The organism is Vicingus serpentipes, assembly GCF_007993035.1.
GTDB classification, from domain to species: domain Bacteria; phylum Bacteroidota; class Bacteroidia; order Flavobacteriales_E; family Vicingaceae; genus Vicingus; species Vicingus serpentipes.
The window spans coordinates 164,717-184,411 of the sequence record NZ_VOOS01000002.1; the positions used below are offsets into that span (position 1 = coordinate 164,717).

A 19,695-nucleotide genomic window follows, 5' to 3' on the forward strand; every position below is an offset into this window, starting at 1 on the left:
TTTTTTGTGAATAAAATTATTAATTCGTTTATAATATATAAGTTTTAAAACCCTTTAAATAAAGTGTAAATAGCTACTTTTGCAATCTTTCAAAAATGTTGCCAATACAATTTAAACATATAATGCTTTCGTTTTTGCTCGCACTAACATCAGTGTTTGCAATGGCTCAAGACATTACAATTGTTAAAGGTAATGTAACAGACGAAGTAACTGGCGAACCCTTACCATTTGTTAACATTACTTTTGTTGGAGCCAATATTGGTACTACTACAGATTTTGATGGTAATTATTTTCTTGAAACACAATGGGCTAAACCGAAACTATTAGCTTCATTTATTGGCTACAAAACAGATACCGTTAGAGTAACTTCTGGAAAAACACAAACTATCAATTTCAAGTTAAATCCTGCTGGAATTACTATGGAGGCTGTAGATATTGTAGCCACAAAGGAAAGATACAGAAACAAAGACAACCCAGCTGTTGATTTAATTAAACAGGTTATTGACCATAAAGACCAAAACCGTAAAGAAGCTTTGGATTTTTATGAGTATAAAAAATACGAGAAAATTGAGATTGACCTTAACAATATTACTGAAGACTTTTTAGAAAAAGGTTGGTTAAAAAAGCATTTCCAAATTGTAATTGATAACATAGATACTTCTGAGGTTAATGGAAAACCTTTCCTTCCTATTTACTTAAGAGAAACTGCAAGTAATGTATATTACCGTAAAAATCCTAAGTCGGAAAAAGAATACCAATCTGGCGTAAAACAAACTGGTTTTGAAGGTTATGTAGATGAAGATGGTATGTCTTTTTTAATGGATAAGCTCTATCAAGACATTGATATTTATGACAATAATATTAACTTATTATCTAACCAATTTACTAGTCCAATATCTACATTGGCTCCAACTATTTACAAGTTTTTTATTATTGATACTACTGAGGTAAATGGGCACGAATGCATAAACCTTGGCTTTACTCCTCGTAATAAGTTAGATTTTGCTTTTACTGGTAACCTTTTTATTATTAACGATTCATCTTACAACGTTATTAAAGTTAGCCTTGGAGTTCCTAAGCAAATCAACATCAACTTTGTAAAAGATCTTAGTTTAGAACAAGAATTTACGCAATACAACGATAGCGTTTGGATGTTAACTAGAGATAAATTGATAATTGATTACAACTTCTCTAGAAAAGGTAGAGGTTTTTATGGTAAAAAAGATGTTACTTTTTCTGATTATGAGTTTAACAAGCCACAACCCGACTCTACCTATAACCGTGTAGAGAAAATTATTAAAGAAGAAGACGCTAAAGAAAAAGATGATGAATTTTGGGATACCGCACGTCCAGACACACTTACTCAATCGGAGAAGGATGTTTATGTAATGATTGATAGTGTTCAAAACATTAAAGCTTTTAGACGTTTTATGGACATCACAATGCTTTTAGTTTCTGGATGGCAAAAAGTTGGACCTTACTTAGAAGTTGGTCCGATTACCGCTTTTTATAGCTTTAATGACGTTGAAGGATTTCGATTAAGAGGTGGATTTAGAACAACTCCAGGTTTAAAGAAAAACATGTTCTTTGATACCTATTTAGCTTATGGTTTTAAAGATAAAGAGTTTAAATACCTTCTCGCATATACCTATTCTTTTAACAAAGAGTACCTCACCAATCCACAACATAAAATTACAGCTACTTATCAGCGGGAAACTAATTTCCCGGGGCAAGATTTACAATTCTTAAACGATGACAACTTTTTATTATCATTTAGAAGAGGTAACTCTAATCGTATGCTGTTTTATGATTCGTACAAACTAGACTACATACATGAGTCTCAAAGTGGTTTTTCTTACAATTTTGTTTACGAAAATAAATTACAACGACCTGTTGGTATTCTTGAATTTGCTTCTGGTGATACTGCAAACACGCAATACTCAAATAATATTCAAACTGACAATGTAAGTGTTAATTTACGTTTTGCGCCTAACGAGCAGTTTTATCAAGGAAAAAACTTTAGGCTACCGCTTTACAATAAATACCCTATTTTCCAATTGCGGTATACGCAAGGGTTAAAAGATGTAATTCAAGGAGACATTGAATACTACAGACTATCAGGTAATATTTTTAAACGTTTTTACTTAGCTCAACTTGGCTTTACTGATACTGAATTAGAAGGTGGTAAAATATTCGGAAAAGTTCCTTTTCCTCTTTTAAATATGCCTCAAGCCAATCAATCATTCTTTTTACAAGAAGCTTCGTTTAACATGATGAACTTTATGGAATTTATGAGTGACGAGTATGTTAGTTTAAAAGTAACACACAACTTTAATGGAGCAATATTTAATAGAATACCATTATTTAAGCATTTAAAGCTTAGAGAAGTTGTTTCTTGTAAAGTTTTATACGGAAGACTAACTGACAGGAATGATCCTGCACAAAACCCAGATTTATTCCGTTTTCCTGCAAATGATGATGGTGTACCAATTACATATAAGTTTGAAAACGCTGTACCTTATATCGAAGCTAGTGCTGGTGTTGCTAACATCTTTAAAATATTAAGAATTGAATTGCTTCAGCGTGTTACCTATTTAGATAACCAAGATATTGGTTCTACCTTTGGAGTTAAAGGTTTAGGTATTCGAGCAAAAGGAAAAGTTGACTTCTAGTCAAAAAAAACATTACTCAATAAAAAAGGCTCAGATTAACTGAGCCTTTTTTTTGTTATCATTAAAAATCTAATCTTAGATTTTTCTCATTCTTAAGCTTTCTGGAGTTACTTCTAAGTACTCATCGGCTTGTATATATTCCATTGCCTCTTCTAAAGAGAATACCGTCTTAGGAGCAATCTTAACAGCTTCATCACTTCCTGACTTACGCATGTTAGTTAATTGCTTACCTTTTACAAGGTTAATTTCTAAGTCATTATCTCTAGTGTGCTCACCAACAACTTGTCCTTTGTAAATTACATCTCCAGGAGCAACAAAGAATCTTCCTCTATCTTGTAATCTATTAATAGCAAAGGCAGTAGATTGACCAGCATCCATTGAAATTAATGAACCTTTATTTCTTTCGGCAATTTCTCCTTTATACTCACCGTACTCTCTAAAACGGTGTGTCATTACAGCATTTCCAGAAGTAGCCGTTAAAATATTATTTCTCAATCCAATTAATCCTCTTGAAGGAATATCAAACTCTAAATGTTGTAATTCACCTTTAGGTTCCATTATCAACATATCACCTTTACGTTGAGTTACTAATTCAATTGCTTTGCCAGAAAACTCTTCAGGAACATCAATTACTAATGTTTCCATTGGTTCATGTTTCTTTCCGTCAATTTCTTTAAATAACACTTGAGGTTTACCCACTTGTAATTCATATCCTTCTCTTCTCATGGTTTCAATTAAAACCGATAAATGAAGAATACCTCTACCAAAAACATTAAACTTATCTTCTGTATCTGTATCCTCAACTCTTAAAGCTAAGTTTTTCTCTAATTCTTGATATAATCTATCTCTTAAGTGACGAGATGTAACAAACTTACCTTCTTTACCAAAAAAAGGAGAGTTGTTAATTGTGAACAACATACTCATTGTTGGCTCATCAATTGAAATTCTTGGTAATTCTTCTGGGTTTTCAACATCAGCAAGCGTATCACCAATTTCAAAACCTTCAATACCTACGATAGAACAAATATCTCCACTTCTTGCTTTTTGAACACGAATTTTACCCATTCCTTCAAAAACATAAAGCTCTTTAATTCTTACCTTTTTCTTAACTCCATCTTTTTTACAAAGCATGTAGTCTTTATTTTCTTCTAAATCACCTCTAAAAATTCTACCAATAGCAATTCTACCAACAAACTTAGAGTAATCTAAAGAAGTAATCTGCATTTGTGGGGTTCCTTCATGATAAGGAGCCTCTGGAATAACTTCTAAAATAGTATCCAATAAAGGAATAATATCTGTAGTTGGTTTTTTATAATCGTGACTCATCCAACCTTGTTTAGATGAACCAAAAATTGTTACGAAGTCTAATTGCTCTTCTGAAGCATCTAGGCTAAACATTAAGTCAAATACTGAATCTTGAACGATATCAGGAGTACAGTTTTCTTTATCTACTTTATTTACTACAACAATTGGTTTTAAACCTAATTCAATTGCTTTACCTAATACAAAACGAGTTTGCGGCATTGCTCCCTCGAAAGCATCAACCAAAAGCAAAACACCATCAGCCATTTTAAGTACACGCTCTACTTCACCACCAAAATCGGCGTGACCAGGAGTGTCAATAACATTAATTTTTACACCTTTATAAGTAACACTTACATTTTTAGAAAGTATTGTAATTCCTCTCTCACGCTCTAAATCATTGTTATCTAATAATAACTCTGTTCTTTCAACTCTGTCATCCAATGTTTTACATTGGTCAATAATTTTGTCAACTAAGGTTGTTTTACCGTGGTCAACGTGAGCAATAATTGCAATATTTCTAATCGATTCCATATTAATATTTTAAGCCTGCAAAAGTAGAATAGTTTTCGGGATAATAATTATTAATCTGACTTTATATTCAATAAAATATATTTAACCCATTTCAGCGCTACATTTTTTCACACTAAAAAGAATAATAATTGGTCTCAAAATTTTTAAAATAATTAGACCTCACAAACACATGATATTACAAAAGTAAACTACACTTACCATTATAAACAAATGTAATTTCATTTTGAAATTTACATTTGTAATCAAATTGCAATAGTTTTACATAACAAAAGAGCTATATCTAAACAGTTGTCAAATAAAATGATGATTATGAGTAATTTATAATATTTATTTAAAGCTTAAGTTTATCAATTTTGTGTTGATATTGCATATTTTTACATTTGTAAACATCAAATCTAAAACATTATATTTACATTTGTAAATAGATTTAACATTTACGTTTGTAAACAATTTCTTTCTAATGGATTTACTTGATAGAATTCAATATTTAATGAAAATAAATAATTTATCAGCATCAGCTTTTGCTGATAAAATTGACGTACAAAGATCTAGTATGTCACATTTGCTTTCTGGCAGAAATAAACCAAGTTTAGAATTTGTAAATAAAGTTTTAGTAGCTTTCCCTAAAACAAGTGCAGATTGGCTTATAAACGGGAAAAAAGAAGTTATACAACAAACACTAGAAGAGAATCCTCCAAAATCAAACAACTCTAAGATTAAAATCGAACACACTCCTACTCCAACCACCAATAGTGATAAACAAATAAAAAAGATTGTGATTTTTTATACTGATAATACTTTTGAAGAAATTATTAAGTAATAAATCTAAGCCCCCATTAAACCATGATAAGACTGGGCTTGTTTTTCATATATATTTCGTAATGGCTTAAATTGCTTACGAATGGTAAGCCACTTTTCGGGATGAGCATTAAGCAATACAATTATTTTCTTACTATGCTTTTTTAAAACATCTGAAATTGCTGCAGGAGAAACCTCTGGAGAACAGTAAGCTCCAATATTTAAACCCGTTATTTTTTCGTTTTTAGAAATTAAAAGTTTTGCAGCAGACTCATATTTATCTAAAAATTGAACTGTTTTAAGTAATTGCTCTTGTTTAATTGATGTTGTTGTTTTTCTTTCAACAGCCGAGTTAATAAATATATCTTCTGCAGTGATTTCAAAGAAGTCAAAAAATCGATGCTTATTTACTACAACCTCTATACTATCTAATAAAATTTGCTCAACACTCTCTAGCGACACATTTAAATGCAATAATTTTTCAATAGCATTATTAGATAACACCATTTCAAACGCCTCTTTATGAATAAGCTTATTTAAAATATAACTATATATAGCCTTAGACTGATTAAACTTTTCTTTTTTTACTCGATCTATCTCTAATTGTAAATCAACATGATTAAAAGAAGCGGAGATTTTTTCATGTATCTCCGAATTCAAATCATTATCCTTAATTATCAATTCTATTTGCTGATGCAATAACCGCTGAATAACCTCTTTTACCGCAACAGCCATAGCTTCATCAATACTAGACAGTTTAAAATTTCCAATATTCGATTTAAAATAAAGGTACAACACATCATATCGATTGTCGTACTTATTTTTGAATCTTAACTCCAAAACAGAATTATTCTTTTCATCATCAAATGTTAATTGCCCAAAATCTACTTTAGAAGTTTCAAAAGGCACCTGACTTTGATTTATCCAATTATACTTTTCTTTCGCTTTTCTTAAATCATTTATATAATCATCATCAAAAGTCAGCGAATCTAACTTATCAGTATATTCAAGCACTTCTAATTGCTTTTGGGTTTGATTATAATATACAGCAACAACCTTGTCAATACCCGCAACCATTTGATTTGCATTGGCTAACACAAAATAAAAAGGATGATTTAAAAATGAGTACCGTTTAATCATTACTTAAATAGAATTGACTTAAATATAAAACTTAAATTTAAGTTAAGCAAAAATATATAAACTTAAATTTAAATTCAAGAAAAACTTAAACTTAAACGGAACAACACGTATTGATATTGCTAGTTTATTTGTAATAATAAATACTATTAATCATGAGAAACTACCAGCAAAAGACTCAATACACCTCTTCAAGAGAATATTATTCTAGTTTAAAAAATGAAGAAAAAAACTTAAATTCAAGCAAAATAGTACTTAACAAAACAGATAAGGTTTTAGAAAATATTTTGGATAAAACTTATAAAGTATTTAATCCTATTTTTAAAGATCAAAACCAGCTAGAACTAGATCATATAAGTACTAGAAAGGAAAAAGAAATTGATAGCGATTTTGATCGAAAAATAATTGAGTTTACACCATCATGGATAATAAGTGTATTTAACGTTCTATTTATAATCTATCAAAAACTTATTGGAAAAAAGATAACTAAAAACTTAAAAGTTGTAAAAAAGAGTTTAAAAACTGTTTATCACAAAATTGCTCAACATGATTATTATAAAAAAACAAAAGAAATATTGGTGACCTTAAGATTTAAAACTTGGCTTAAGACAAAACCTACATAATTTACTGAGACATCAACCATTCTCTTCCCTCTTCAAAATCAGAAAACATTCTCACTGGGTTGGGTTGAGCATAAAATTTAATATAAAAGTTAGCCAAAATTTTAATAGGCATATTATTTACAATAATAGCTTGAGCAATATTTAACTTGCTATAAGCTTCATGCTTAGTAATATAATCTCTTGCCTCATGGTTAATATTGCCTAATATATTTCTAGCATCAACAATTAAATAAAATGGAGTATTATTAACTATTTCGAGAGAAACATCAACCAACTTAATCATTTCTACCAAGTCAACATCTACCTTATCCTTAAATGTAACCAACAAAATTTGATTGGAATCAAAGGTAATAGATGCTGAATATAATTCTCTTTTTATCATAGAAGGATAAATAAAAACAGCTTAAAGATAATTTATAGAGACGATAATTCCATAAAAAAATTAAAGTATTGTTACTTTTGCATAAAATTTAAGGTAATATGTATAAGCTGTTAATTAAACCTTTACTATTTATGATGGAGCCTGAAAAAGCTCATTATTTTGCTACTGATTGCTTAACATTTTTATCTAAAATTCCTGGAGGAAATTCTTTACTAAAAGGATTGTTCGATTATAGCAACCCTAAATTAGAAAGAGAGTTATTTGGCTTAAAATTTAAAAATCCAGTTGGTTTAGCAGCCGGATTCGATAAAGACGCTCGCTGGTTTAATCAATTAAGTAACTTAGGTTTTGGATTTATTGAAATAGGAACACTTACTCCAAAAGGACAAATAGGAAATCCTAAACCCCGCTTATTTAGAATACCTGAAGACGAAGGCTTAATTAACAGAATGGGATTCAACAACCTTGGTGCAGAAGATGCTATAAAACGCTTAAAAAATAGAAAAACCAACATCATTATTGGTGGAAACATTGGTAAAAACACCGCTACACCTAATGAAGAAGCCTTAGAAGACTATATGTTCAACTTCAATACACTTCACGATTATGTTGATTATTTTGTGGTAAACGTTAGTTGTCCTAACGTGAAGGATTTAACAAAACTACAAGACACTCCTTTCCTACTTTCTTTGTTAGGTGAATTGAAAAAGATAAATGCAGCCAAAAATAAACCCAAGCCAATTTTACTAAAAATTGCTCCAGATTTAAACGACTCTCAATTAGATGAAGTAATTGAAATTGTTGCACAAACCCAAATTGATGGAATTATTGCCACAAATACAACAACATCTAGAGAAGGACTGAAAACTGATAAAAAAAGAATCGAAGAAATTGCAAATGGCGGATTGAGCGGCAAACCAGTCAAACAAACTTCAACAAGGGTAATAAAATACTTGGCTGAAAAATCAAACAAAGCATTCCCTATAATCGGAGTTGGAGGAATTCATTCAGCTAAAGATGCTATAGAAAAAATAGAAGCTGGTGCTGATTTAGTTCAAATTTATACTGGTTTTATTTACGAAGGTCCATCTTTAATCAAAAACATAAACAAAGCTTTAATTGAAAAATATGGTTAAACTAATTGAGTGCCCTAGAGATGCTATGCAAGGCTTGCATGATTTTATACCAACTGAAACAAAAGCCAATTACATCAATCAATTATTAAAGGTAGGTTTCGATACCATTGATTTTGGGAGTTTTGTTTCACCAAAAGCAATACCTCAAATGCGAGATACTGCAGATCTACTAACTCAATTAGATTTATCATCAACAAAAAGTAAATTATTAGCAATTATTGCTAATCAGCGTGGCGCAAATGATGCTATTCAATTTAATGAGATTGATTATTTAGGCTTTCCTTTTTCTATTTCCGAAACCTTTCAACAGCGAAACACCAATTCAAGCATTTCAGAATCACTCACAAGAGTTGAAGAAATTCAGTCGCTTTGCGTAAACAACAATAAAAAATTAGTGGTCTATATATCTATGGCTTTTGGTAATCCTTATGGCGACAAGTGGAATAGTGAAATTGTAATTGAATGGACTAAAAAATTAGCTGATTTAGGTATTGAAATAATAGCGCTTTCAGATACGATTGGAGTTTCAAATAAAGACAACATCTCTTCTTTATTTAATAATGTTATTCCTGAATTTACAAATGTAGAGATTGGAGCTCATCTTCACACGACTCCAGATACTTGGTTAGAAAAAGTTGATGCTGCCTATCAAAACGGATGCAGAAGATTTGATGGTGCAATTAAAGGATTTGGTGGTTGCCCAATGGCTAAAGATGATTTGACTGGAAATATGGCAACAGAAAATTTAATTAAATATTTTAATCAAAATAACATTACTACTAACTTAAATAATACCGAATTCGAAAATTCACTACTCAAAGTTTTAAGTGTATTTCCTAGCTAACACCACCTTAAGCAAGTTAGAATTAAGCAGAATACTACATTTTTATTGTATTTTTAGGTAAAATTAATGCTGCATGAAAAAATGTTCAGTTTGTAATAACACCTTAAAAGGTAAGTTCTGCGAAAAATGTGGACAAAAATATACAGCAAAAAAGTTGACCTTCAGTAATTTATTTAGTGACCTTATTTCCAGTCTAACTGATGTTGAAAAAAATGTATTTTTAAATATCTACAGCATAGTTAGACACCCTAAAATAGTAATAAATAATTTCTGGAATGGATACAGAAATTATTATTACAAGCCAGGAAAAATGCTATTCTACTTTATTACTATTGCTGGAATTAGTTCTTTTTTACTAGGTCAAACTTTGTTTGGACTTACTTTTAGTACTGATAGTTTTTTCTCTGAATCTTTTGTTTTTGCTATAGTTTTCTTTCCAATATTAAGCCTTTCATCTTTTCTTACTTATCGAAAATACAAAAGAAGTTTTATCGAACACATCGCTTCAACTGTTTACTTGATATCAACTTTTGGAATCATAATTTTAATTATCGAGAATATTTTAATTTACTTTTCCTTAGTTAAACAAGAAAACCTTATTTGGATTATAATTTTAATCACAAGTATATTATTTTGGAATTCTATTTTGTTTACCCCCTCAAAAAAAATAGCAAAGCTTTTTTTTAACTTCTTTATTGAACTGATAGTTTTGGCTGTTATTATTAGTGTTTTAGTATTAATAATGTATTTTACAGGTGCAATGACTCTTAATTAAGTACTCTATTTTTTCTCTTGCAGACTTATTAACAATACTTGTTTTAAACGTTAAACAAAATCTTAGTTATTATCTAAATAATTGTTGTAAATTTGAAGCATTATTGGTTGTCATAATATTGACATTAATAGGGAATTAGGTGAAAATCCTAAGCTGTACCCGCAACTGTAAACTCTTAAAGTTTTTACAATGTGCCACTGACTAATCCTCGGGAAGGCGTAAAAATATGGAGTGAGTCAGGAGACCTGCCTTTAATTTTATTAATCTGAGCTTTCGGGTGAAAGGCAATGAGGCTGACCAATTAAAGGTTTCTTCATAATTTTATTTACCAGAAAGTTTGTAGTGTTAGATTGATCACTATGAACAATAAATATGGAATAAAAATGCTTGCTGTAGTAATTACATTAATTACTACAACCTCTATATATTCCCAAGATACAACAGCTCACCTACTTCCTGAATTCTCTGTTTCAGAGAAATTAGATAAAATGCTTTCAAAAGTTAACAATCAAGAAATTGATAGTTCAACTATTGCTAATTACAATACTTCTAACCTATCTACACTACTCTCTAAAAATAGCGCAATAACAGTTCGATCATATGGTGTAACAGGAATTAGCTCTGTTGCAATGAGAGGAGGTAATTCTAACCACACAGCTGTGCTATGGAATGGTTTTAATTTGCAAGACCCTTTAAATGGAGGTTTTAACTTTTCTTCATCTAGTAGTAATTTAGTTGATAAAGTAAACATACAACATGGAGGGTCAAGTGCCGCATTTGGTTCAGGTGCAGTTGGTGGCACTATTCATCTTGACAACACTCCTTTATTTAATAATAAAGTTTATGGTTCAATTTTATATAAAAATGGAAGTTTCGGACTAAATTCAACAAACATAGAAATTGGACATGGAGGAAAGAAATTAGCTTCTAGAATTAGAATTTACGGTCATATTATTAAGAATAATTTTGAATTTGAAAACAAAGCAAAAAAGAATAACCCAAGTGAGTTTTATAATAATGCCGAAATAAAACGAATAGGAATACTACATGAGTTTTATTATAAAATCAAACCAAATCAAATCATTAGTTCTCAATTTTGGTATCAAAATAATTTCAGAGAAATACCACCAAATATTACTTCTGAAAGAATAGCTAATGAAAAAGAATACATGAAAGATGATTGGTATCGTTGGGCTATAAATTGGAATAAAAAAGGAGAAAAAGTAAATTGGGAAGCAAGAACTGGAACGTTTTACAATCTATCTGAATACTACAACACAGCAATAGACTTAGAAAGTAAAAATAATTCTTTAAAAAATATAACAGAAGCTATCGCTTTTATAAAAATTAAAAACACTCATCAACTTAGTATTGGTTTTAATAATAACTATACCGTTGGCTTATCTGATAATTTTTATAACACTCCTACACTCAACACAACAGCTCTTTATCTTGCTCCTAGTTTTATTTTATTTAAAAAATTAACCATAAACACCAGTTTTAGAGAAGAATACTATAATGAAGAGTTTAAACCTATCACATTTGCTTTTAACAGTAAGCTTTTCTTTTATAAAAACCTATTTCTTACAGCGAGTTTTTCTAAGAATTATCGTACACCTAACTTCAATGATTTGTACTGGAGCTCTGGAAACTCAAGAGGAAACTTAAATTTAAAAAGTGAGCACGGTTACTCTAAAGACATAGGTCTTGGATTACATTCACAAGCAGAAAAAATTGAGATAAACAGTAGCATCTCTTTTTATCAAAACAACATAAACGACCAAATACAATGGATACCTGAAGGGCAAACATGGACTCCCTTCAATATTAAAGAAGTTGAAACAATTGGAGTTGAATTTTTATTTAAATCAAAATTTAGGTTAAGTAAAAAAATAAACCTAATCGCTAATTTAAATTACAGCTATACTGATGCTCAAGTTAAAGCCAAAAGTGATCTCGAAAGTGAATCCGTTTTAGATAAACAACTTATCTACATTCCTTACTATCAAGCAAATTCACTATTAGGAATTTCGTTTGTAAATACCTCATTAAATATTGGAAACCAGTATGTTGGCTACCAATTCACAAGAGCTGACAACCTTGAGTTTTTACCTTCATACTTTATTAGTGACTTAGGTATTGAACAAAATATTAAGGGTAAAAAAACAGACATACTATTTTTTGGAAAACTGAACAACCTATTTAATGTTGTTTATGAAGTAAGACAATGGTATCCTATGCCAAAAATGAATTATGAAATCGGATTTAAACTATTATTAAAATAAATAAACATGAAAAAAACAAATCAAATTTTACTTGCATCAATCATTACGATAGGAGCGTTTTCATTTATCGCTTGTAAAAAAACAGATAATCCAACTCCTAATTCAAGCGCAGGAGGAAATGGAACTCTAAATTATACAAATGGAGTACTAATCTCTAGTGAAGGCTCTTTTGGTAATGGAAACGGCTCTGTTTCTTTTTACAATCCTTCAACTAATGAGGTAATGAATAATGTTTTTTCAACAATAAATAATATCCCTTTAGGTGACGTCGTTCAATCTGTATCAAGAATAGGGTCATTAACTTACATGTGTGTAAATGGTTCAAATAAAATTGAAGTTGTAAACTCTAGTACATTTGAACAACAAGCTACAATTTCTGGTATTAACCAACCTAGATATATTGTAGCAAACGGAAATACTGGATACATTACTGCATGGGGAAACAATGAAGTTGTTCTTGTTGATTTGCCGACAAATACTGTTTCAGGATCTATCAATGTAGGTTCAGGACCAGAAAGAATGGCTATAAACAATAATAAATTATATGTTGCAAATAGCGGTGGTTTTGGATTAGATAGTACAATATCTGTTATTAATCTATCTACGAATACTATAGCCACAACAATTCTATTAGATGGGTACAATCCTTCTGCTATAGTAAACGGAAATGGAAATACCATATGGGTACTAGCAAAGGGACAAGTTATATATGATGCTAGCTGGAATGTAATTGGTCATCATCCTTCTAAATTATTTGAAATAAACACTACAACAAATACAGTTATTAATTCAACAACCCTTTTTGCAACAGACCACCCTTCTAATATGGATATAAGTCCTGATTTATCAACTTTATATTTTGGTGGATCTTATGGCTTTTCTGCAATCTTTTCTACTTCTACAACATCTCCTTCTACTCCTACATCTTTTATTACTGAAACCAATTACGGTTTTTTTGTAAATCAATCTAATGGAAACCTTTTTGTAATGGAACAAGCTGGAGGTTCTAACGGAACACTTTATAGGTATAACGCTTCTGGAGCTAAATTAGGAGAATATACTGTTGGAATATTTCCAAGTAATGGTGCTAGAATAAAACAATAATGACTAAAGAAAAAATCATAATGTCGTGGAGCGGTGGTAAAGACAGCTCCATGGCATTACATAAGTTGTTACTTGATGCTCAATATGAAGTTAAATACCTTTTAACAACTATTTATAAACCAAACGGTAGAGTTTCGATGCATGGCGTACCAGAAGCATTGATTAAAGAGCAAGCAAAAGCCATTGGTATCCCTTTAAAAATAATATACATTGAAGAAAAAACGCACGATGAATATGAAATAAAGATGCGTGCTTTTTTAGAAGAAATGAAAGCTGAAGGTATTCAAAAAGTAGCTTTTGGCGATATCTTTTTAGAAGACTTAAAAAAATACAGAGAAGATAAGCTAACAGAAGTTGAAATGGAAGGTGTTTTCCCTTTATGGAAAATAAAAACCACTGAAATGGCTCAATACTTTATTGACAACCATTTTAAAACACACATTTGTGCTATTGACAATAGTAAAATACCAACTCATTTAATTGCTAACAATTACAACCAAACTTTTTTAGATAGTTTACCTGCTGATGTTGATCCTTGTGGTGAAAATGGTGAATTTCATACTTTTTGTTATGATGGACCAATATTTAAAACCCCAGTAAAATTTAAAGTAAATACTCCTACTCTAAAAACCTATGAGCATGATGGTAAAACTTATGAATATACGTTTAGTGATTTAGAGTCAGTCATTTAATAAATCATACAACATACTTAATCCTGCAAAAGCTGCACGTTCTATATTTACTTGTCGATCAGTACCAAATAAATACTTTTTAGCCATTACTTCATTTTTATTGGCAACAGCTATCCAAACTGTACCAACTGGTTTTTCAGTTGTTCCTCCTGTTGGCCCTGCAATACCAGAAGTAGCAATAGCATAATCTACATTTAATTTTGTTAGCACACCTTTTGCCATTTGCACCACTACCTGTTCGCTAACAGCACCATAATTATCAATATCGGTAGAATTTACTCTTAATTCATTAATTTTTACTTCATTAGCATAAGAAACGATTGCTCCTTTAAAATAATCTGAACTACCCGAAATGCTTGTAATTAAATGAGCAATATAACCACCTGTACAACTTTCCGCAGTAGCCATTGTTTGTTTATTATGTCGTAATAAATCTCCTATTATTTCTTCTAAATTTTTATTGTCAACTGAATAAATATTATCAGGTATTATATTAGTTAATAAGGCTACTTGTTCATCAATTAATTGCTGAACTTCAGCTCTATTTTGTCCAATAGAGGTTAATCTTAGTTTTACTCTACCGGGAGAAGGCAAATAAGCTAACTTTATAGTTGAAGGTAAATTACTTTCCCAATCCGTAAGTATTTCTGCTAATTTAGACTCTGGTAACCCTTTGGTTAAAACCATTTGATGCACAATTTCTGGAAAAGTGTATTTCTGTTTTATCCAAGAGATAATTGTTTCAACCATTCCTTTCATCTCGTAAGGAACTCCAGGCATTGCAACCACTACCTTATTGTCTTTTTCAAACCATAAGCCAGGAGCAGTTCCTTTTTTGTTTCGAATAACTTTGCATTTACTCGAAACCAAAGCTTGTTGCTTATTATTGTCATTCATCTCAAACCCTCTACTAGTAATCAATTGCTCTATATCATTATAAACATCTTGATTTACAACTAGCTCACCTCCAAAATATTCATTCAGCACTGGTAAGGTTAAATCATCGTTGGTTGGACCTAAACCACCCGTAATTAAAACAACGTCTGCTTTTAACAATGAATTATCTAAAGTATATACAATATGTTCTTTAGCATCACTAATTGAAATGTGTTCACGAACCCGGAAACCAAGTGCGTCCATTTCTTTAGCTATCCAATGGGCATTAGTGTTTAATGTTTGCCCTATTAACAGTTCATCTCCTATTGAAATAATATCTAAAATCATAACACAAATTTAAAGTTTTGAAAAGTGATAAACATTAAAATAAAATCATTTTTGAAAATCTTATTTTTGGCTAAATTTAAAATTCAATAATGAAAAAAATATTCGCAATTATTTTTAGTAGCACATTATTATTTGCTTGTGCTGAAATGACCCAAGTTTTAGAAGAAGTAAATGGAATGACAGGAACTCCTGTTTTAACAAATGGAGAAGTAATTAGTGGCTTAAAAGAAGCGCTTACTGTTGGCACAAACAATTCAACTGGTTTATTATCTAAAGTTGATGGTTATTACAAGAATCCAGCATTATTTATTCCCTTCCCCCCTGAAGCACAAAAAGTAAAAGACAAAGTAATCGCATTAGGAATGGAAAGTCAGGTTGAAAAATTTGAAATGACTTTAAATAGAGCTGCAGAAACTGCTGCTAAAGAAGCTGCACCAGTTTTTATTAATGCTATTAAAGGAATGTCAATAAGTGATGGCTTTGCAATATTAAAAGGAAACGACAACGCTGCAACTCAATACCTAAAAGACAAAACATCTGCTGAATTAAAAATTAAATTTCAACCAATTATTAAAAACGCTATTGACCAAGTTGAAGTAACAAAGTATTGGAATCCAATAATTAACACTTACAACATGATTCCTTTTATTGACAAACAAAATCCTGATTTAGAAGACTATGTAACAAATAAAGCAATGGATGGCTTATTTTTAATGATAGAAAAAGAAGAAAAAAACATTCGTTCTAATCCAATAGCTAGAGTTACTGACTTATTGAAAAAAGTATTTGGCAGCTAATTTATGAGTGATTCTAAAAAAAATCCTTGGAAAACAATAAGCAGCAATGTTGAGTATGACAATGCTTGGATAAAAGTTACCGAGCATAAAGTATTAAATGCTGCTGGCAATAACGGAATTTATGGAGTGGTTCATTTTAAAAATATTGCCATCGGTATTATTCCTTTAGATGAAAACAATAACACCTGGCTAGTGGGGCAACATCGCTTTCCGTTAAACAAATTTAGTTGGGAAATTTGTGAAGGTGGCGGCAAACATAATGTTGACCCAATTGAATCTGCTAAACGCGAATTGCTAGAAGAATTAGGTATTAAAGCTAACAGCTGGAGAAAGTTGTTGGATATGCATTTAAGCAATTCAGTAAGTGATGAGGTTGGAATTATCTATATTGTCAAAGATCTTGAATATTTTGAACCAGAGCCAGATGAAGATGAAGTGTTGAGCTTAAAAAAGCTTCACATAAATGAAGCTTATGAAATGGTAATGAATGGAGAAATTACAGATAGCTTAAGTGTTGCAGGAATACTTAAAACAAAGATACTAATTGATAACAGACAAATTTAATGGGTTGGATAAAACCAATATGGTTAATTGTTTTAGTATCGTTAATAAGTGCTTTTTTCTTTAATGAATTAAATATTAATTCACTTTCTGAAAATCGATTACAAGAAGGCGAAACTGTTATAACAAGTGATGATTGGAGTTACTTAAGTCCAGCTAAAAATTACTACAAAACTGGCGTTTGGAAAGAAAACATACCTGGAAATGTTAGCTATTTTCAGCGTCCACCAGGTTACGGAATATTTTACTACAGCTGCTTATTACTTAGTGAAAATCATGCCTTATTACTGCTAAAGATTTTCCAAGTGCTTTTATTCGCTCTATCAGTCTTCTGCTTGTTTAAAATATGCATGTACCTTTTGAATAATGAAAAAATTGCGTTGATGGTTGCTGTAATTTATGGTATTACTCCTTTTGCTATGGGTTTTTTATATTATACGCTTTCAGAAGGCATTACTCCTGCCCTGCTAATATTTTATATTTATTTCCTAGTTTATGCCAACGTAGCTCGATATAAAAAACAACAAAACTTTTTGTTTGGTTTAGCAGCTTTAGTTTTTGCTTATTTATTTATTGTTCGACCAGTACTTGGTGTGTTTGGTTTATTACTTCCTGTTTTTGTTTATTATAGTTATGCTCATTGGTTTAAAAAAGCCATTGTTTTCGGAGCAATTGCCTCAAGTTTTATGGTGATTTGGCAAATTAGAAATTACACAATTACTGGAGAGTATGTTGGGTTAAACCCTATTTTCCAACAAGACAATAATTCACTTTATCGCTCACCATCATCAGCTTTTTGGGATTTTAACGAATCATGGGGTGTTGAAGGTGCTGATTATCACTCCTATTCATTACCATTCTGGCAAGCAGCTATAAAAGGAGATGTTTCAATTAATCACATCAATAAAATTTTAGATGCATTTCCTAAGTATGTAATTGATCATTTTGGTAAAGATCGTCTTACAAAAGTGTTTAAAGATTATCAAAAAGCAATATTAATTCAAAAGCCTTATTATGAAAAAGGGTTACCTATGCCTAAGTTTAAAATTGTCGAAGAAGAAATTGTAGTTAATGAATTTAAGGAACTTACTAGAGAATTTAAAAGTGAGTTTTGGTTTCAATATCACATTATCTCTCCACTAAAAGTATTTAAGGTCATGGCTTTTCACTCTAATTTATCCATGAGTATATTTCAAAGTACATTTAGAGGTAATTTAATAATGGAGTTTTTTAGATTTTTATTTTTTAGCCTGCATGGGTTATGTTTCCTTGCTTTACTTGCTAATTTAATATGGTTTAAAAGAAATTCACCACTCGAAAACACATTATATATAGCAACTTTTATTTATGTGTTTTACTTGTGCTATTTTCAACGTGGAATTGAAGAAAGATATACCTTACCTATTCTCTCAATTTTATTAATAGGATTATTGAGTTTAGCAAATAAAATAAAAAGCGTTTACTCCGAAAGAATACAAAGCATAACTTAAGGTGCTACCCTCGTAATTTTCCAATCGTTATTTTTTTTAGTATATATCAGCCTGTCATGTAATCGGCTTGGACGACCTTGCCAGTACTCAAATTTATGAGGAACAACAATATAGCCTCCCCAGTGTGGTGGACGAGGAATTACTTGATCTTTAAATTTATCGGCAAAATAATTCAATCGTTCTTCTAATTCTTCTCTATTTTTAATCTCAGTACTTTGATCAGATGCCCATGCTCCCAATTGACTTTCCCTTGGTCTTTTTTCAAAATAAGCATCCGACATTTCTTCGTTAACTTTTGTTACAACTCCTTCCACTCGAATTTGTCTTTCCAATTCACCCCAAAAGAAATTAACAGCTATCTTATTATTAGTTGAAATATCATTCCCTTTATGACTAGTGTAATTGGTATAAAAAACTAATCCTTCTTCACTTATAAATCTTAAATATACAATTCGTGTTGATGGTTGCCCAGTTTCATCTACTGTAGAAATAGACATGGCGTAAGGATCTAATATTTGAGAATTTACTGCTTCTTCAAACCAAGTTTCAAATTGTAAAAAAGGATTTTTATTAGCAGAACTTTCTGTTAAAGATTTATCCGCAAAATCTCTTCTTATACTGTTTAAATAATTCTGTAAATCTTCCATAAGAAACAAGTAAAATCAATAAACAAAGCTAATTAATTGAAAGTATTTTTCAATGCTATTCTAATTTTAATTAAATTTATTACTAAATGCTACAATTATGGATATTAACCCTTTTGATTATACCATTTCATCATTAAATAAGCTTAAATTAAAAAAAGGCAGATTGCTTTTAGCCGAGCCTTTTATGGTTGATCCATATTTTAAACGATCTGTTGTTCTTCTTACTGAATACAATAAAGAAAATTGTTTCGGTTTTATTTTAAATCAATCATTAGAATTAACAGTTAATGATGTTATTGCCGATTTTCCAAAATTTGAAGCTCCTGTATTTATGGGTGGACCTGTAAGTCCTGATAATTTATTTTACATTCATTCTCAAGGAAAATACATTCAAGGCAGTCAAAAAATTACTGATAATTTATGGTGGACAGGTAATTTTGATCAGTTAAAATTCATGATTCAAAACAATGAAATCTTCCCACATGAAGTAAAATTCTTTTTGGGCTATTCTGGTTGGGATTATTTACAATTAAACAATGAGGTAAAACACGAATCATGGATTATTACTGACGCTAATGATTTAACAATTAAAGATTTAAACAATAAACAGTTGTGGCAGACTACACTCAAAAAAATGGGGAATAAACATGCTTTACTCTCAAATTTTCCTGTTGACCCAAGTTTAAATTAAA

General features: G+C 30.5%; 18 protein-coding genes and 1 riboswitch. Of the genes, 13 read left to right on the forward strand and 5 right to left on the reverse strand.

Features of this window, described 5'->3' with window-relative positions:
* Window positions 1-134: 134 nt before the first annotated feature.
* The gene (locus tag FRY74_RS04700; protein WP_170227948.1) at window positions 135-2,672 is read left to right on the forward strand and encodes a DUF5686 and carboxypeptidase-like regulatory domain-containing protein; all 2,538 of its coding nucleotides are present in this window, start codon (window positions 135-137) and stop codon (window positions 2,670-2,672) included.
* A gap of 75 nt (window positions 2,673-2,747) precedes the next feature.
* Here the strand turns inward: FRY74_RS04700 and typA are convergent, their stop codons facing one another.
* Window positions 2,748-4,508 (reverse strand): translational GTPase TypA, encoded by a 1,761-nt coding sequence (gene typA, locus FRY74_RS04705; protein ID WP_147099130.1) that lies wholly within the window; start codon window positions 4,506-4,508, stop codon window positions 2,748-2,750.
* A gap of 460 nt (window positions 4,509-4,968) precedes the next feature.
* Between typA and FRY74_RS04710 the strand changes: the two genes are divergently transcribed.
* Entirely contained in the window at window positions 4,969-5,328 is a 360-nt protein-coding gene (locus tag FRY74_RS04710; protein WP_147099132.1) for a helix-turn-helix domain-containing protein, read from the forward strand.
* Between the two features lie 5 nt (window positions 5,329-5,333).
* Here the strand turns inward: FRY74_RS04710 and FRY74_RS04715 are convergent, their stop codons facing one another.
* The gene (locus tag FRY74_RS04715) at window positions 5,334-6,446 is read right to left on the reverse strand and encodes a hypothetical protein (RefSeq protein ID WP_147099134.1); all 1,113 of its coding nucleotides are present in this window, start codon (window positions 6,444-6,446) and stop codon (window positions 5,334-5,336) included.
* Window positions 6,447-6,598: 152 nt separating this feature from the next.
* On the opposite strand from FRY74_RS04715, the gene FRY74_RS04720 reads away from it, so the two are divergent.
* The gene (locus tag FRY74_RS04720) at window positions 6,599-7,066 is read left to right on the forward strand and encodes a hypothetical protein (RefSeq protein WP_147099135.1); all 468 of its coding nucleotides are present in this window, start codon (window positions 6,599-6,601) and stop codon (window positions 7,064-7,066) included.
* A 1-nt stretch (window position 7,067) separates the two neighbouring features.
* Here the strand turns inward: FRY74_RS04720 and FRY74_RS04725 are convergent, their stop codons facing one another.
* Window positions 7,068-7,448, reverse strand: coding sequence for a DUF7793 family protein (locus FRY74_RS04725; protein ID WP_147099137.1), 381 nt, complete (start codon window positions 7,446-7,448; stop codon window positions 7,068-7,070).
* Between the two features lie 98 nt (window positions 7,449-7,546).
* On the opposite strand from FRY74_RS04725, the gene FRY74_RS04730 reads away from it, so the two are divergent.
* The 6 genes from FRY74_RS04730 (at window position 7,547) to FRY74_RS04755 (ending at window position 14,284) form a co-directional block, all read left to right on the forward strand.
* Window positions 7,547-8,584, forward strand: a complete 1,038-nt coding sequence (locus tag FRY74_RS04730; protein ID WP_147099139.1) for a quinone-dependent dihydroorotate dehydrogenase — start codon at window positions 7,547-7,549, stop codon at window positions 8,582-8,584.
* The gene (locus tag FRY74_RS04735) at window positions 8,577-9,428 is read left to right on the forward strand and encodes a hydroxymethylglutaryl-CoA lyase (protein WP_147099141.1); all 852 of its coding nucleotides are present in this window, start codon (window positions 8,577-8,579) and stop codon (window positions 9,426-9,428) included. The genes FRY74_RS04730 and FRY74_RS04735 overlap by 8 nt, the downstream gene beginning before the upstream one ends.
* A gap of 73 nt (window positions 9,429-9,501) precedes the next feature.
* Window positions 9,502-10,203 (forward strand): hypothetical protein, encoded by a 702-nt coding sequence (locus tag FRY74_RS04740; RefSeq protein ID WP_147099143.1) that lies wholly within the window; start codon window positions 9,502-9,504, stop codon window positions 10,201-10,203.
* An 87-nt stretch (window positions 10,204-10,290) separates the two neighbouring features.
* A riboswitch (cobalamin riboswitch) is annotated at window positions 10,291-10,470 on the forward strand.
* A gap of 92 nt (window positions 10,471-10,562) precedes the next feature.
* Window positions 10,563-12,488, forward strand: a complete 1,926-nt coding sequence (locus tag FRY74_RS04745) for a TonB-dependent receptor plug domain-containing protein (protein WP_147099145.1) — start codon at window positions 10,563-10,565, stop codon at window positions 12,486-12,488.
* 6 nt (window positions 12,489-12,494) lie between these two features.
* The gene (locus FRY74_RS04750) at window positions 12,495-13,592 is read left to right on the forward strand and encodes a YncE family protein (RefSeq protein WP_147099147.1); all 1,098 of its coding nucleotides are present in this window, start codon (window positions 12,495-12,497) and stop codon (window positions 13,590-13,592) included.
* Window positions 13,592-14,284 carry an adenine nucleotide alpha hydrolase gene (locus FRY74_RS04755; RefSeq protein ID WP_147099149.1) on the forward strand — a complete coding sequence of 231 codons (693 nt, stop codon included), beginning with the start codon at window positions 13,592-13,594 and terminating at the stop codon, window positions 14,282-14,284. Before FRY74_RS04750 ends, FRY74_RS04755 begins: the two co-directional genes overlap by 1 nt.
* Here the strand turns inward: FRY74_RS04755 and FRY74_RS04760 are convergent.
* On the reverse strand, window positions 14,273-15,508 hold the full coding sequence (locus FRY74_RS04760; RefSeq protein WP_223265825.1) for a competence/damage-inducible protein A: 1,236 nt from the start codon (window positions 15,506-15,508) through the stop codon (window positions 14,273-14,275). The two genes, FRY74_RS04755 and FRY74_RS04760, sit on opposite strands and share 12 nt — an antisense overlap.
* Before the next feature lie 89 nt (window positions 15,509-15,597).
* Here FRY74_RS04760 and FRY74_RS04765 point away from each other — a divergent pair, with 89 nt between their 5' ends.
* The 3 genes from FRY74_RS04765 to FRY74_RS04775 are packed head-to-tail and all read left to right on the forward strand — an operon-like array spanning window position 15,598 to window position 18,356.
* Window positions 15,598-16,305, forward strand: coding sequence for a DUF4197 domain-containing protein (locus FRY74_RS04765; protein WP_147099151.1), 708 nt, complete (start codon window positions 15,598-15,600; stop codon window positions 16,303-16,305).
* Between the two features lie 3 nt (window positions 16,306-16,308).
* Window positions 16,309-16,869: an NUDIX domain-containing protein gene (locus tag FRY74_RS04770; RefSeq protein ID WP_147099153.1), complete on the forward strand. Its 561-nt coding sequence runs from the start codon at window positions 16,309-16,311 to the stop codon at window positions 16,867-16,869.
* Window positions 16,869-18,356: a hypothetical protein gene (locus tag FRY74_RS04775; RefSeq protein WP_147099155.1), complete on the forward strand. Its 1,488-nt coding sequence runs from the start codon at window positions 16,869-16,871 to the stop codon at window positions 18,354-18,356. The genes FRY74_RS04770 and FRY74_RS04775 overlap by 1 nt, the downstream gene beginning before the upstream one ends.
* On the opposite strand, the gene pdxH is transcribed toward FRY74_RS04775, so the two are convergent.
* Window positions 18,353-19,003 (reverse strand): pyridoxamine 5'-phosphate oxidase, encoded by a 651-nt coding sequence (gene pdxH / locus FRY74_RS04780; protein ID WP_147099156.1) that lies wholly within the window; start codon window positions 19,001-19,003, stop codon window positions 18,353-18,355. The two genes, FRY74_RS04775 and pdxH, sit on opposite strands and share 4 nt — an antisense overlap.
* 97 nt (window positions 19,004-19,100) lie before the next feature.
* Here pdxH and FRY74_RS04785 point away from each other — a divergent pair, with 97 nt between their 5' ends.
* A complete protein-coding gene (locus FRY74_RS04785; protein ID WP_147099158.1) occupies window positions 19,101-19,694 on the forward strand; it encodes a YqgE/AlgH family protein in 594 nt (197 codons plus the stop codon).
* Window position 19,695: the final 1 nt, after the last annotated feature.

What these genes read in the sequence shown, in the direction of transcription:
- FRY74_RS04755 (WP_147099149.1), top strand. Translation starts at nt 13,592, where the DNA reads ATGACTAAAGAAAAAATCATAATGTCGTGGAGCGGTGGTAAAGACAGC.
- FRY74_RS04740 (WP_147099143.1), top strand. Translation starts at nt 9,502, where the DNA reads ATGAAAAAATGTTCAGTTTGTAATAACACCTTAAAAGGTAAGTTCTGC.
- pdxH (WP_147099156.1), bottom strand. Translation starts at nt 19,003, where the DNA reads ATGGAAGATTTACAGAATTATTTAAACAGTATAAGAAGAGATTTTGCG.
- FRY74_RS04745 (WP_147099145.1), top strand. Translation starts at nt 10,563, where the DNA reads ATGAACAATAAATATGGAATAAAAATGCTTGCTGTAGTAATTACATTA.
- FRY74_RS04765 (WP_147099151.1), top strand. Translation starts at nt 15,598, where the DNA reads ATGAAAAAAATATTCGCAATTATTTTTAGTAGCACATTATTATTTGCT.
- FRY74_RS04760 (WP_223265825.1), bottom strand. Translation starts at nt 15,508, where the DNA reads ATGATTTTAGATATTATTTCAATAGGAGATGAACTGTTAATAGGGCAA.
- FRY74_RS04725 (WP_147099137.1), bottom strand. Translation starts at nt 7,448, where the DNA reads ATGATAAAAAGAGAATTATATTCAGCATCTATTACCTTTGATTCCAAT.
- FRY74_RS04735 (WP_147099141.1), top strand. Translation starts at nt 8,577, where the DNA reads ATGGTTAAACTAATTGAGTGCCCTAGAGATGCTATGCAAGGCTTGCAT.
- FRY74_RS04720 (WP_147099135.1), top strand. Translation starts at nt 6,599, where the DNA reads ATGAGAAACTACCAGCAAAAGACTCAATACACCTCTTCAAGAGAATAT.
- FRY74_RS04750 (WP_147099147.1), top strand. Translation starts at nt 12,495, where the DNA reads ATGAAAAAAACAAATCAAATTTTACTTGCATCAATCATTACGATAGGA.
- FRY74_RS04715 (WP_147099134.1), bottom strand. Translation starts at nt 6,446, where the DNA reads ATGATTAAACGGTACTCATTTTTAAATCATCCTTTTTATTTTGTGTTA.
- FRY74_RS04785 (WP_147099158.1), top strand. Translation starts at nt 19,101, where the DNA reads ATGGATATTAACCCTTTTGATTATACCATTTCATCATTAAATAAGCTT.
- FRY74_RS04770 (WP_147099153.1), top strand. Translation starts at nt 16,309, where the DNA reads ATGAGTGATTCTAAAAAAAATCCTTGGAAAACAATAAGCAGCAATGTT.
- FRY74_RS04710 (WP_147099132.1), top strand. Translation starts at nt 4,969, where the DNA reads ATGGATTTACTTGATAGAATTCAATATTTAATGAAAATAAATAATTTA.
- FRY74_RS04775 (WP_147099155.1), top strand. Translation starts at nt 16,869, where the DNA reads ATGGGTTGGATAAAACCAATATGGTTAATTGTTTTAGTATCGTTAATA.
- FRY74_RS04730 (WP_147099139.1), top strand. Translation starts at nt 7,547, where the DNA reads ATGTATAAGCTGTTAATTAAACCTTTACTATTTATGATGGAGCCTGAA.
- typA (WP_147099130.1), bottom strand. Translation starts at nt 4,508, where the DNA reads ATGGAATCGATTAGAAATATTGCAATTATTGCTCACGTTGACCACGGT.